Annotated in this window: 15 protein-coding genes; 8 read left to right on the top strand and 7 right to left on the bottom strand. The window is 43.8% G+C overall.

Going from position 1 to position 13734, the window contains the following annotated elements:
- Positions 1–34: 34 nt before the first annotated feature.
- The 3 genes from torA to torE are packed head-to-tail and all read right to left on the bottom strand — an operon-like array spanning position 35 to position 3938.
- Positions 35–2497: a trimethylamine-N-oxide reductase TorA gene (torA, locus tag KJB35_RS07445; protein WP_005378138.1), complete on the bottom strand. Its 2463-nt coding sequence runs from the start codon at positions 2495–2497 to the stop codon at positions 35–37.
- A 26-nt stretch (positions 2498–2523) separates the two neighbouring features.
- Positions 2524–3708, bottom strand: a complete 1185-nt coding sequence (gene torC, locus KJB35_RS07450) for a pentaheme c-type cytochrome TorC (protein ID WP_005378139.1) — start codon at positions 3706–3708, stop codon at positions 2524–2526.
- A gap of 50 nt (positions 3709–3758) precedes the next feature.
- Positions 3759–3938, bottom strand: a complete 180-nt coding sequence (gene torE / locus KJB35_RS07455; protein ID WP_005378141.1) for a trimethylamine N-oxide reductase system protein TorE — start codon at positions 3936–3938, stop codon at positions 3759–3761.
- A gap of 462 nt (positions 3939–4400) precedes the next feature.
- On the opposite strand from torE, the gene KJB35_RS07460 reads away from it, so the two are divergent.
- Both KJB35_RS07460 and KJB35_RS07465 read left to right on the top strand, forming a co-directional pair.
- Positions 4401–5213 (top strand): ABC transporter permease, encoded by an 813-nt coding sequence (locus KJB35_RS07460; protein WP_085569592.1) that lies wholly within the window; start codon positions 4401–4403, stop codon positions 5211–5213.
- Between the two features lie 354 nt (positions 5214–5567).
- Positions 5568–5705: a hypothetical protein gene (locus KJB35_RS07465; protein WP_005378145.1), complete on the top strand. Its 138-nt coding sequence runs from the start codon at positions 5568–5570 to the stop codon at positions 5703–5705.
- Between the two features lie 85 nt (positions 5706–5790).
- Here KJB35_RS07465 and focA read toward each other — a convergent pair whose 3' ends face one another.
- Positions 5791–6651 carry a formate transporter FocA gene (gene focA / locus KJB35_RS07470; RefSeq protein WP_005378146.1) on the bottom strand — a complete coding sequence of 287 codons (861 nt, stop codon included), beginning with the start codon at positions 6649–6651 and terminating at the stop codon, positions 5791–5793.
- A gap of 299 nt (positions 6652–6950) precedes the next feature.
- Between focA and KJB35_RS07475 the strand changes: the two genes are divergently transcribed.
- Positions 6951–7184 carry a TIGR02647 family protein gene (locus KJB35_RS07475; RefSeq protein WP_005387662.1) on the top strand — a complete coding sequence of 78 codons (234 nt, stop codon included), beginning with the start codon at positions 6951–6953 and terminating at the stop codon, positions 7182–7184.
- A 43-nt stretch (positions 7185–7227) separates the two neighbouring features.
- Here KJB35_RS07475 and KJB35_RS07480 read toward each other — a convergent pair whose 3' ends face one another.
- On the bottom strand, positions 7228–7674 hold the full coding sequence (locus KJB35_RS07480) for a PACE efflux transporter (RefSeq protein ID WP_005378150.1): 447 nt from the start codon (positions 7672–7674) through the stop codon (positions 7228–7230).
- 89 nt (positions 7675–7763) lie between these two features.
- On the opposite strand from KJB35_RS07480, the gene KJB35_RS07485 reads away from it, so the two are divergent.
- From KJB35_RS07485 to KJB35_RS07495, 3 genes are read left to right on the top strand one after another with little or no spacing between them, the layout of a single operon-like run.
- Entirely contained in the window at positions 7764–8642 is an 879-nt protein-coding gene (locus KJB35_RS07485; protein WP_005378151.1) for a LysR family transcriptional regulator, read from the top strand.
- Between the two features lie 18 nt (positions 8643–8660).
- Positions 8661–9488: an NAD-dependent epimerase/dehydratase family protein gene (locus KJB35_RS07490; RefSeq protein WP_017634682.1), complete on the top strand. Its 828-nt coding sequence runs from the start codon at positions 8661–8663 to the stop codon at positions 9486–9488.
- Positions 9485–10123, top strand: coding sequence for a YdcF family protein (locus tag KJB35_RS07495; protein WP_213907825.1), 639 nt, complete (start codon positions 9485–9487; stop codon positions 10121–10123). The genes KJB35_RS07490 and KJB35_RS07495 overlap by 4 nt, the downstream gene beginning before the upstream one ends.
- Before the next feature lie 60 nt (positions 10124–10183).
- On the opposite strand, the gene KJB35_RS07500 is transcribed toward KJB35_RS07495, so the two are convergent.
- On the bottom strand, positions 10184–10762 hold the full coding sequence (locus KJB35_RS07500; protein ID WP_005378154.1) for a thymidine kinase: 579 nt from the start codon (positions 10760–10762) through the stop codon (positions 10184–10186).
- Between the two features lie 87 nt (positions 10763–10849).
- Entirely contained in the window at positions 10850–12232 is a 1383-nt protein-coding gene (cysS, locus tag KJB35_RS07505; protein WP_005378155.1) for a cysteine--tRNA ligase, read from the bottom strand.
- A gap of 202 nt (positions 12233–12434) precedes the next feature.
- Here cysS and KJB35_RS07510 point away from each other — a divergent pair, with 202 nt between their 5' ends.
- Together KJB35_RS07510 and lpxH are read left to right on the top strand one after the other, a co-directional pair.
- Positions 12435–12929 (top strand): peptidylprolyl isomerase, encoded by a 495-nt coding sequence (locus tag KJB35_RS07510; RefSeq protein WP_005378156.1) that lies wholly within the window; start codon positions 12435–12437, stop codon positions 12927–12929.
- 60 nt (positions 12930–12989) lie between these two features.
- Positions 12990–13727 carry a UDP-2,3-diacylglucosamine diphosphatase gene (lpxH, locus tag KJB35_RS07515; protein WP_005389817.1) on the top strand — a complete coding sequence of 246 codons (738 nt, stop codon included), beginning with the start codon at positions 12990–12992 and terminating at the stop codon, positions 13725–13727.
- The last annotated feature ends 7 nt before the right edge of the window (positions 13728–13734 follow it).

Genomic DNA, 13734 nt, shown 5'->3' on the forward strand with positions numbered 1-13734 from the left:
AGGCTGGTATTTGGATTTATGCAAACTGCACTAATTAAGCAACTTCGATCGGACCACCAAATGAAGTGACTGGCGGCACTTTACCTGTGAACTTCTCGAAGTCTACGATACATGTGTTCGCAGAAGTCGCCTGTGCAAGCTCAGAAGAACCGATGTCTTGCGTTAGGGTGTTAGGATCACCGTAGGTACAGATTGCGCCTTCTTTCTCGTTTAGAGGACCGTACCATGCACCTTCTTCGATACGAATAACGCCACGTGGGTAGCTGTCAGTCAAAACAGCACCAGCTAACAGCTGACCACGACCGTTGAATACACGTACCAAATCACCATCTTTGATACCTTTTGCTTTGGCATCTGCTGGGTTGATGTAAACCGGCTCACGACCTTGTACCGCGTAAGTCGCGCGGAACTCTTCAGACTCACACATTTGAGAGTGAAGACGCTTATCAGGGTGGCAAGACTGCAACCAGAATGGGTATTTATCTGAACCAGGACCACCGTGTGAACGCTCTGATTTTTCGAACCACATTGGGTGCTCTTGACAGTGTTCGTAACCGTAACGGCCGATCTTGCGTGATGTAATCTCGATGAAGCCAGACGGTGTACCTAGTGGGTTAAGCTCAGGGTCTTTACGGAAGTCCGCATGACGAACCCAAGGTTTACCTTCACCGAAGTCTAGTACGCTCTTCTCCCAGAACTCGTTGAATTCTGGCATTTCAAACTTACCTTCGTTCGCTTTTTTACAATCGTTGTAAAGGCTTTCGATCCATTCCATCTCGCTCATACCACGAGTGTATTCTTCGCGGCGACCAAAACGCTGAGTGAGTTCACTCATGATTTGGAAGTCAGGCTTAGATTGGAACAATGGATCAACGAGACGATGCATCGCAATCAGACCTTTGTTCGAGTATGAACCGTATACGTCGATGTCGTTACGTTCCCATTGCGTACACGCCGGTAGAACGATATCTGAGAAACGACATGTCGCAGTCCAAGCAAACTCGATCGTTACAACCGTTTGAAGTTTGCGGAACGCTTTCTTCATGCGGTTACGATCTTGATGGTGGTGCCATGGGTTACAACCCGAGATAACCATCATCTTGAAGTCTGGCAGTTTCACTTTACCGCCGTTGTAGTTGATCTCTTTGCCAGGTTCTAGCAGACAGTCGATCCAACGTGCAACTGGGATAGTACGACTGTAACCGTTAAAGTCGTTGTTGTCCCACTTCGGTTTCATACCTTGGTCAAGGTTACGAGGGAAACCACCAGGGCCCGCGAAACCAGTAGAAGGCACACCGATACTTGAGTAATGGTGACCGTAAGAGATACCACCGCCAGGTAGACCGATTTGACCAACCATTGCAGCAACCACAGCCGCTGCCCAGTATGGCTGCTCACCGTGCTCTTGACGCTGGATACACCAACCCATCAGGATCTGTGTACGACCGCTGACTAGCATGCGTGCGAATTCACGGATCTTGTCCGCTTTCACGCCACAAATCGCTGCTGCCCATTCGGGCGTCTTCTCTACTTTGTCTTTTGTCTTACCTTGAACGTATTGAATGAACTCTTCAAAGCCTAGACAGTAAGTATCAATGAATTTCTTATCGTACAGGTTTTCGTTGTACAACACGTGTGCCACAGCGAGCATGAACGCTACGTCTGTCAGCGGGTTGATGTACAAGTGATCGTTCTCTAAGTAGCGCTGAGTTTTGTTCTTCACTGGGTCTACAGATAGAACGTTGATCTCACCTTTTGCCACTTTTTCTTTTAGTTGTGCAAGGTACTTAAACGACTCATGCGTTTCACAGTTCCAACCTACTTGAAGGTTTTTCACTGGGTCGTTAGCCCAAAGAACGATGTTGTCAGAGTTTTCTAGGATCTCAGACCAAGATGTACCTTGTGCATAAACTTCGGTTGAGCCTAGCACGTACGGCATAATGGTTTGACCTGCACCCGTCGAGTAGTCACCTACTTTAGTGATGAAGTTGCCATGCATACCTACTGCACGTTGCATGTGCGCAGTACAGTTGTTAAATGAACCCGTTTGGTTCCAACCTGTTTGACCTGCATGCAGCGCCCATGGGCCGTAGTCTTTTTGAATACGTTCTAGTTCGCGATAAAACAAATCTAGCGCTTCATCCCAAGTTACTCGGATGAAACGGTTGTTACCGCGAGTATCTGCGCTGTATTTATGTTTCTTCAACCAATCTAGACGAACCATTGGGTAACGAACACGTGAAGGGCTGTAGATAATACCCTTAATGCCGTTCAACATTTCTGTTGGGTTTTTGTCTAGCTCTAGCGGCTTGATCTCTTGAACTTTACCCGCGTAGATGTGGGCGCGGAACGCGCCCCAATGAGAACCGGTTACTTTCCAAGTACCTGTCGTCTCAACGGCATTTGCAGAGGCGGATGCCAATAAGCTAGGACCAATTACTGACGCTGCACTTGTGGTTGCTACACCTTTAAGAAAACTTCTTCGTGTAATAGCCATTTAAAATTACTCCAATCCGACGCTTATTAGTGGTGACCTTCAGCATAATCTGAAGAGTGTTTCTGTAGATACTTCAAGATCAGTGCTTCACTGTCTGTATCTAGGTTAACGAACGCCAACATACCGTCGAACATACCTGGCCAGGTGTTCGCGTCGAAGTGCGCTTCCGCAGGTTGAGTGTGACATACAGAACAATTGGTCTTGTAGGCTTCACGAGATTTTTCCCAAACAGGATTGATGTCGTTCAGCATAGACTCTTTCTTAATCCATACTTTCGCCGCTACTTTTTCCCAAGGAAGGCCTGTTAGCTCATCCACTTTTTTCTCACCAGTCGTCACAATGTTGCTGTCTGTTGCTGCTTCTTTCATCAGAGACGCAGTCGCAATGTTCTTACCGAAGTCTTCTTGAATTACACGACCAAAACCTTTTGCTTTGCGCCAACCGTCAATTTCGATCTCAACAAACTCGCCTTTGTCTTCAAGAACTTTAACGGTCGATGCAGGATTAAGAAGACCAGCTTCTTTACTGCCTTGCGCATCAAAGTAAATTGGTAGGTGACGAACGCTCACGAGTTGCTGACCAACGCCGTAATCCGTGTTAGAAGTCATACCCTCTAGATCACCCACGATACCGCCAATGCTGTCCATGCCTGCTGGTAGGTTGTGCGCAATACCCTTGTGACAGTCAACACAGCTTTGATCTTTCTCAGCGGCTTGCTTCATTTGGATACGAGCCGTAGGAGACATTTGCTCGAAATCCATCGATTCGTAGTTGTGACAGTTTTTACACTCCAGAGATTTGTTTGCCGAGAAACGATCCCATTCGTGTTTAGCAAGTTCGATACGACGCTCTTCGAACACACCCGGTTCGTCGTAGTTGCCAAATACTTGTGCAAATACTTCTTTAGAAGCTTGCATCTTACGAGCGATCTTATCTGTCCAGTTATGTGGAACGTGACAATCAGGGCAGGTAGCACGAACACCAGAGTGGTTTTTCCAGTGCACCGTTTCTTGTAGCTCAACGTACACGTTGTCACGCATTGTGTGACAACTAATACAGAATTCTTCTGTGTTGGTTGCTTCTAGAGCGGTGTTAAAGCCACCCCAAAAGATAACACCAGCAATAAAGCCGCCCATAGTCAGCACACCTAGGCTGATATGTACAGCTGGGCGCGTCATGGTACGCCACAGTTTAATGATTAATGATTTCATTATTTGCTCTCTTAAAATCTTTTCAAAAGTGTGGTTATGAGCTCACTGGCTTACATGCCGTGCGCGCCTGGAGGTCCAAAGAAGAAGACTTGCAACATCCAAACGATGAACCCGTAACCGCCGACAAAGGCCACACTCAGAATTGGGAAGAGAACAACTGCAATGAAGAGGAACGACTTCCACTCCAGGGAGCGTTTTTCACCACTCTCAATTTTATTAACATCACTCATACATTTGCCTATTTTGTATCTAGTGTTATTGAAAAGCCCGCGTAACCAAGCTTAAGTTTTTTACAATCTCTAATGGAAAATGTTAGACCATACTAATAGTAGGGTTCAATCAAATAAGCGACCTCAGACCTTGTAATTCAACACTTTTTTGAGCTCATCCAGAGATATGATGGATTGATGTTATTTATTAAAAAACATGAACAGATGTGACAAAATAAGTCTTTTAAGGAGTTGTTAAATAAACAACATTTAAGAAACATCGATCACATTTAACTCGTAATTATCATGCCATAAATCGACTTAAAAACTCCGGAAAAGATAACCACTTGTAAACAAAATGCTGCGTATTAATGTCTAAAATAGCACTCAAGGTTTACTTTAAGAACAGCAAAAAGTGCACGTAGTGGTTCATATAAAGGAGAGGCTTAGATACAATTATTCGCGTACTTTCAAGGAGCGATTATGGATAACGTGGTGGATATAAGCTGGGTCAAACTGGCACTGTTTGGTTTGATTTTATTGGTCCCCTTTTTTATCAATGCTCGCTACAAATTAGGGATAGCAAAAGACACGATAATCAGTGTTATCCGAATGACATTTCAGCTCATATTGATTGGCGTGTATTTAGAATATCTTTTTCAATTAAACAGTTTACTTGTCAATATACTTTGGCTTGCCATCATGCTACTGATTGGTGCCAGCTCGATTGCGGGAAAAGCTCACTTACCTAAAAAGCCACTTATGCTTCCGCTACTAACGGGCCTTACCTGTGGTCTAATACCACTTCTGATAGCAATTACAGCAGGCCTAGTGCAACCATCCCCTATTTACAATGCGCAGTACATGATCCCACTTGCTGGTATGTTATTGGGTAACAGCTTGAGTAGTAATATCATCGCTCTTCAGAATCTGTTTACGGCTTTTGAGCAGAGACAAGCAGAATATGAGGCTGCAATCTCACTTGGAGCCTCTCCTCGCTACGCATCCTTCCCCTTCATTCAGGAGGCTCTTAGAAAGTCCCTTGCCCCGACTTTAGCTTCTATGGCCACTACAGGGCTGGTTACCTTACCGGGTATGATGACCGGTCAAATTCTAGGTGGCGCGAGCCCGATGGTTGCGATTAAATACCAGTTAGTGATTATGCTAGCTATTTTCGTCATGTTGAGTGCCTCCGTAACCATAACGTTAGAAATGACATTGCGCTGGGTACAAACCAAAGAAGGCCGAATCAAGATAAAAATCGAGCAACCCGAATCGACCAAAACTCACGGTTAGTTGGCGTTTGTGGGTAAAGCCCGTTAAACAACTTATGTTGCCAAGTCGAACGTACTTTTAACTGAATAACTCAACTATTCTTCGAGCACTCATCAAGACGCTTTCAGATGAAAAGTCAGGTAGAATTCTTTTTGATATAAGCCTCTAATTTTATGAAATTTTCTTTGCAAGTTTAGATACGCACGACCTTTGATACAGGTTATCCACAGAAAATGTGGATAAGCCCCCAAAACCTATACGCAACCAGAAACATAGCAACATAAGTGATCAATCGAATCGTCATGCATTGATCACGTGACTGACATGTTCTAATTTTAAAGTAAAGGCAGTGACCACAAACTTGGAGAGACGTACATGGATGTCTTAATGATCAAAGAAAATTACGATGAACTCCTGTCCGATGCACCTCTGGATTGGCTCGTTCAAGAACCAAAGGAAGTAACTTCTCATTGGCTCCCAACCGATTTTGGCATCAACGAAGAGTTGATTTAGCATAACTCGACTTATTTGACATTTGCAGAGACAAATAAAAAGAAAGGCGAACCATCTGGTTCGCCTTTCTTGTGATCTTCTAAACTTATCGCAAATGGTTATCTTCATCGCGTAGATAAATCATCCAATACCACATGCCAACAAATACGCCACCACCAATAATGTTTCCTATCGTAACAGGAATTAGGTTGTTTACGATGAACCCCATCATGTTTAAGTCCGCGTAGTTTGCAATATCTGCCCCTGTCATTTGCCAAAACGCTTCTGGCGCAAAGTACTTAATACCAATCGCCATAGGTACTTGGAACATATTCGCAATACAGTGCTCAAAACCTGCCGACACGAACATAGCCACAGGCAAAATCATGACCGCTATTTTATCTGTCAATGTTCGCCCACTAAACGTCATCCAAACTGCAATACAAACTAATACGTTACACATGATGCCAAGCGCAACAGCAGCAAAGAAACCATGATGTAATTTGTGTTGGGAGATCGCCATCGCGTTGAGACCAACTTGGCCATGATCAAACATATATTGCTTGGTAACTAGCATACAGGCCACGAGCAAAATGGCCCCAACCATATTGCCAAAATAAACCACCAACCAGTTTTTGATAAGTGCTTGCCAAGAGATTTTTCCACTCGCACGCGCAACTAGTGTCAGCACAGAGCTAGTGAAAAGCTCGCCGCCAGTAACCACCACCAAAATCAAACCAAGGCTAAATGCCAGACCACCAATGAGTCGTGTAATGCCCCAAGGCAGCTCGCCTGCGCCTGTCGTTACTGTGGTATAGAAGATGAAAGCAATACCAATATGAAGCCCCGCAGAAATGGCGAGCAGAAAAGATTTGATTGGAGCTTTCGTTGCTTTGCCTACCCCCACTTCAGCCGCGCGTTCCGCAGCTTGTGGCGGTAATAGTGAGTCAAACTGATTAAAGTTCATTCTGGTGTAACATTTAGAAACATTTAAAGAGGCGCGGATAATCGCTCTATTTCCCTATTTTTTCAAGTGCTATTTGGCGTGTTTACTAAAATCGTTGTTATTGGGAGCTCAAGCAATAAATAGCGCCTATCATTCGCTACCGTAAGTATCATTGATACTTAACAAGTATTCGGCCTTTCGAACAAAGATCCTGCGTTATATCAGCCTGATAGCGCCATACTTAACACTTCTTGTCGTTGAATGTTGCCCAACGCTACTTTTCAGACTAGCTTGGTAAAAAAAGCGCAAAGGAATCATTTATGAAATATTCAGCTGAACATATCGCCGAATTGAATCTACTTCTTCAGTTCGACCTAAGTAGTGCTGCAACTGGTATTAAAGTTCATACAGACGCGTCAGAAGAAATGCAGGCAGCCGTTGCTCGTCTATATAAGAAGCAACTTTGTACACAGCCTGACGGTGGTTATCTAACAGACGAAGGCATTGAAGTTGCAGAACATGCAGATAAGATTTTAAGAGTTTTGTCTGTGTAATTTGAACAAAAAACGCCACCGAACTCGGTGGCGTTTTTTAGTCCTATATTTTTCCTGTCGATGCCTGCGGCAATAATCGCTTTTTCATTTTGCTAAATGGTTGAACCTTGTCATACAACCAGTTAAAACCAGTAGCATAAAATAGGAAGAAAACGAGGAAGCCGGCTTCCAGCATCAGAGCTTGAAGAAGCGTAATTTCTAAGAACCAGGCAATCACAGGTAGAGAGATAAAGATCAATCCTCCCTCGAAACCAACAGTGTGTCCAAGCCGCATCGCTAAACTTCGCTCAGCTCGATTGCCACCAAACCACTTATCAAAGTACAAGTTGTAGATGTAGTTCCATATCACGGTATACATACTCAACCCGACCCCAACTAACGCGAGATCACTAGAGCCCTTTCCAGTGATCAATGAAGCCGCTGGTACAATAATCGCGAGTGCGATTAACTCAAAAAGTACTGCATGAAAAATTCGTTCGTTACGAGTCATATTTCTCTATCCAAATAGTTCTACTCAATGCTTAGAATTTTATCTATTATTTAGATAATCAAAAGTTAGATACCATCGGTTTAAGCGATATGTTTACCATCGAACAACTGCAAGCTTTCATTGCTACATCAGAAGCAGGATCATTTTCAGGAGCAGCTAGAAAACTGGGGCGAGCTCAATCTGTAGTGAGCCAGCACATCATGAATATGGAGATCGACTGTGGCGTTGAGCTTTTCGATCGATCAGGCAGGTACCCTAAATTAACTGAGAATGGCCTCGCTCTCGTACCCTATGCACAAGCAACAATCAGCCAACTCGACCGCCTAAACAATAGGGCATCGCAGCTCTTTTCCACGCCAACGAACAAATTAGTCTTAGCTATTGATGAAGGGATTCCTCTGACTCGCTTGCCGGATGTGCTAAAGAAGTTAGAGCAACGCTTTCCACACTTACAAGTTGAATGCTTAACGGCATCAAGCCCTGATATCATTGAATTGGTTAAGTCGGAACGCGCCACGACTGGGATTATTTTGAGTGATTTACAAATGCCAAGGCACATCGATTTCACCAATCTTGGCAATATTGCATTTGATGTCTATGTCTCTTCAACACATCCTTTAGCAAAGCAGCAAATCACTCACATTGATCAACTAAAACAACATCGTCAATTGGTCATACGATCCAAAAGTGCAGAGCCATGTGGTCTCAATCAAGCATTTAGCCCAGATATCTGGTACGCTGATAACTACTATATTTTGTTGGAATTGGCGAATAAAGGGTTTGGTTGGTGCTTTCTACCACAGCATTTAGTCGCGTATTCACCTAATACATTAAAAAAAGTTGGGGATGATTTCACAAAACTGGCTTGGCAAGTCAATGTTGACCTTATTCAGCACCAGAAATGGCATTCAGATCCCCTCCATCAACAAGCCAAAGCAGAACTGCTCAACCTATTCGGGCAGACATAAGTAAGTAGGAAGACCCAAATGGCAAATACATTGATCGTAGGTGCAGGCTGGCTCGGAACTCCGCTAGCAGAAACATTGATGAAAGATGGACACTATGTTGTTGTCACTCGTCGTAGCCAAACTCGATTAAAAGAGTTACCCACCTCATTAACTCACTCCGCATTGTTCGATTTCAATCAATTGAACGCCACAGCACGGCTAGATGAGCTGCTCAAACAGCATCAAATTACGCACGTTATCGGTGCTTTTCCTCCAGGATTTCGTAAAGGACGCGGTCAAGAATATGCACAGCAATGGCAAATACTTGCCAACGCAGCTAAGCAAAACAACGTTGAAAAACTTCTCATGATCAGCTCTACAACGGTTTACCCTAACCTTGCTTCCGATATGGAAGAAGCTGACGCGTCAATCTCTTTAGCAGCCGAAAGCCCTTATTTCTCTGACAATGCACGTATTATGCTTCAAGCAGAGCAGCATGTTATCGACTCGAATATTAGCTTTGTTATTCTACGTTGTAGCGGATTAATCGGGCCAGATAGACACCCATCTCGCTTTGCAGCAAGGCTTCAACAAGTTAGTCGTAAAGCACCAGCTAATATGCTTCATCAAGATGATGCTGTCTCGGCTGCGAAATTTGCCTTAGGCAATTTAAGCAACCAAGTCATTAATGTTACGACACCTCATACTGTCAGCAAGGCTGAGTTCTACCAAGCTGCCATAAACAAAATCGGAAGTGAGATACCTCTTCCACCCGTCACAGAGCAAGCTGACAAGCGTATTCTTGCTGACAAACTACTCTCACTTGGTTATCGATTTCACTTCAATTCAACTTTGGATGCGCTATGAGACTCTATAGACATATAGAAACGCTTTGGGATTACATGCAACTTAAACATGAACTGAAGCCTGCGGACTGTTTGTTTGTGATGTGCAGTAATGATTTGCATGTAGCGGAGCACGCTGCCAAGCTCTACCACCAAAAGTTGGCACCTTTGATTGTATTTTCAGGGGGTGAAGGTCGCTTCACAGATGGACTGTTTGAAAAAAGCGAGGCAGAAACCTTTGCCGAGATTGCAAAGTTGTCGGGCGTTCCAAGCGAAGCAATTTTGCTCGAGACTAAATCCACAAACAGCGGAGAAAACGTCCGCTTTACTGAGCAACGATTAAAAGAGGAAGGAAAACAATGTTCCTCGTTTATTCTGGTACAAAAACCGTTTATGGAGCGTAGAGCAATCGCGACATTTGAAAAACAGTGGCAGTCACCCTACACTCAGCTCCAAGTAAGCTCTGCGGCTCTTCCATTTTTTGAATACATTAATGAAGACATGCCATTAATGATGGTGCTAGAAGCACTAATGGAAGATTTCTCTCGCGTAAAAAGCTATCCAGAGAAAGGATTTCAAACCAAGCAGAACATCCCTCATCAAGTTGAATCTTCTTACCAGGTTTTACTCGAGCGGTTTGGTTTTGACTTAGGCTAGCTTTTTCTAACCGACAACAAAAAGCCACCAAGTACGGTGGCTTTTCTGTATCAATACGGCTTATTTACCGAGCGCTTCTTTGTAATGTTGGCGGCATACGGAGACATACTTATCGTTACCGCCGATCGCAACTTGATCGCCTTCTTTAATTGCCACGCCGTGTTCATCGGTACGAATAACCATATTCGCTTTGCGGCCGCAATGGCAGATTGTTTTGAGCTCAACCAGCTTGTCCGCCCAAGATAATAGATACTTACTGCCTTCAAAAAGTTCGCCTAGAAAATCGGTGCGAAGGCCGTAACACAATACTGGAATATGCAACTTATCAACGACTTCAGTAAGTTGATAAACTTGTTCTTTCGACAAGAACTGACACTCATCAACAAGAATACAGTGACGTTTTTCAACCTCATTCAGAGCTGCGATCTCCTGATACAAATTGGTATCCTGACGAAATAAATGTGCGTCAGATTGAAGACCAATACGAGAGCTCACTTTACCGACACCAAAACGATCATCTAGCGCAGCCGTAAAAATAACTGGCGTCATGCCGCGTTCTTGATAGTTGAAAGAGGATTGAAGAAGCGTTGTTGATTTACCCGCATTCATTGCTGAGTAATAGAAATACATCTGAGCCACAGAGCATTACCTAAAGTTAAAGTTTTAATTTATGGAAATGGAAAATAAAAGGGCTGAATTATCAGCCCCTTAAAAATGAAAATTCAATTACTTACGACGCCACGTTGTGCCTTCTGGACCATCTTCCAGAACAATGCCCATTTCGGTCAGCTTGTCACGAGCCATATCTGCATTCGCCCAATCTTTCGCAGCACGAGAGTCGTTACGCAGCTTGATCAGAGCTTCGATTTCAGCCACTTCATCATCGTTACCCGCATCACCTTTTAGGAAGGCTTCAGGATCTTGGTGAAGAATACCGATCACGTCAGCTAGTTCACGCATTAGCGCACCGAGTTCGCTCGCTTTCTCTAGGTTTTCTGTCTTCAGGCGGTTAACTTCTCGCGCCATGTCGAACAGTACTGAGTAAGCTTCTGGTGTGTTGAAGTCATCGTTCATCGCTGCAGTGAAGCGAGATACGTATTCTTCACCACCAGCAGGCGCCGCGTTTAGGTCTAAACCACGTAGAGATGTGTACAGGCGCTCAAGCGAAGCACGTGCTTGGTTTAGGTTATCTTCGCTGTAGTTTAACTGGCTACGGTAGTGACCAGACATTAGGAAGTAACGCACTGTTTCAGCATCGTAGTGACCAAGAACGTCACGGATAGTAAAGAAGTTACCTAGAGATTTAGACATCTTCTCACGGTCTACCATTACCATGCCGCTGTGCATCCATGTGTTCACGTATTGTGTATCGTGTGCACAGCATGATTGTGCGATTTCATTTTCATGGTGTGGGAACTGAAGGTCAGAACCACCGCCGTGAATGTCGAAGTGGTTACCTAGGATTGAAGAGTTCATTGCTGAACACTCAATGTGCCAACCTGGACGACCTGGACCCCATGGTGACTCCCACGTTGGTTCACCCGGCTTTGACATCTTCCAAAGTACAAAGTCTAGAGGGCTGCGTTTTGCTGTTTCGATATCAACGCGCGCGCCAGCTTGAAGCTGATCAAGGTCTTGCTTAGAAAGCTTGCCGTATTCGTTGAATTTACCTACTTCAAACATTACGTCACCGTTATCTGCAACGTATGCAAAACCGCGCTCGATTAGCTTCTCAACCAATTCGATGATTTCAGCAATAAACTGTGTCGCACGAGGTTCAACGTCCGGACGTTTCATGTTCAGCGCATCAAAATCAGCGTGCATTTCACCAATCAAACGCTCAGTCAATGAATCGCAAGACTCACCATTTTCTGCGGCACGTTTGATGATCTTATCGTCGATATCTGTGATGTTACGTACAAACGTCAGATCATAGCCCAAGTAGCGAAGGTAACGTGATACAACGTCAAAAGAGACGAAAGTACGACCGTGACCAATGTGACAGAGATCGTAGATGGTAACTCCACAGACATACATACCGACTTTGCCAGCTGTAATTGGTTTGAATTCCTCTTTCTGTCTTGTGAGTGTGTTATATATCTTTAACATGATCTCTATCTATGATTGTGAATGAATAAAAGAAGATGAGTATATCAACTCCAACCTAGTTAGGTAATAGCAATTAACCGATAAAACGATAATCGACTAAACTTCAAGCACAAAACGAAGAATTTCCTCTTCCTGAGTTTTTAAAGCACTAGAACTTAGGCTAGAATCTCGGGCTCAACACAACACAGTAAAGGAAAGTAGCATGATCACCCTTCACACTAATTTTGGTGACATCAAGATTCAACTAAACGAAGAGAAAGCGCCAGAGACAAGCGCAAACTTCCTTCAGTACTGCCGCGACGGTTTCTACGACAACACGCTTTTCCACCGTGTTATTGACGGCTTCATGATCCAAGGTGGTGGTATGGAGTCTGGTCTACGTGAAAAAGCGACTCGTGCACCTATCAAGAACGAAGCAAACAACGGTCTTAGCAACAAAGTGGGTACACTTGCTATGGCACGTACTATGGAGCCGCATTCAGCAAGCTCTCAGTTCTTCATCAACGTAAACAACAACACATTCCTAGACTTCCGTAGCGAAAGCCTAGACGGTTGGGGTTACTGTGTGTTCGGTGAAGTAATCGAAGGCATGGACATCGTAAATAAGATCAAAGGCGTTAGCACTGGTTCTTACGGCATGCACCAAGACGTACCTCTAGAAGACGTAGTAATCACTGGTACAACAATTGAAGAGTAATTCTTAGGAATTATTTTTAAAAGATAAGTTAATGGGGAGGCATAGCTTCCCCTTATTTCTATGACGACATTATTTATTTCCGATCTTCACCTTACCCCATCACGTCCTGATATCACGGAATGTTTTGTGACGTTCATGCGAACAGAAGCAACAAAAGCTGATGCACTTTATGTACTCGGCGATCTGTTTGAATTCTGGATTGGTGACGATGACAACACCCCTTTTGCAGACCAAATCCGTGCAGAATTTAAAGCACTGACGGATGCGGGTGTGCCAACTTTTTTCATCCAAGGCAATCGAGATTTTTTACTCGGCAAACGCTTTTGCAAAGAAACCGGTATGACATTACTCGACGATGTCTGCACGATTGATCTTTATGGTCAAAAAGCCGTAATCCTACATGGCGATACGCTCTGTATTGACGATGTGAAATATCAAGAGTTTAGAAAAACCGTTCACAAACCATGGCTACAATGGTTGTTTAACCGTATTCCTTGGTTCATTAAGAAGAAAATTGTCTCAAAAGTTCAATCCGATATTCGTGATGATAAAATGAGCAAGTCATTAGATATCATGGACGTCAACCAAAATGAGGTCGAGAAAGTGATGTCTCAGAACTGCGTCAACTTAATGATTCATGGTCACACACATCGCCCGAACACACATTTTTTTGACGTCGATGGCGTTAAAAAGACCCGAATTGTTTTAGGGGATTGGTATACGCAAGGCTCAGTTTTAAAAGTAAATTCTGATAGTTTTGACCTACAAACGAGACCGTTCATACAGAATTTGCGTTAAGCATGTA

The sequence above is a fragment of the Vibrio sp. D431a genome (genome assembly GCF_030248655.1).
GTDB lineage: Bacteria > Pseudomonadota > Gammaproteobacteria > Enterobacterales > Vibrionaceae > Vibrio > Vibrio alginolyticus.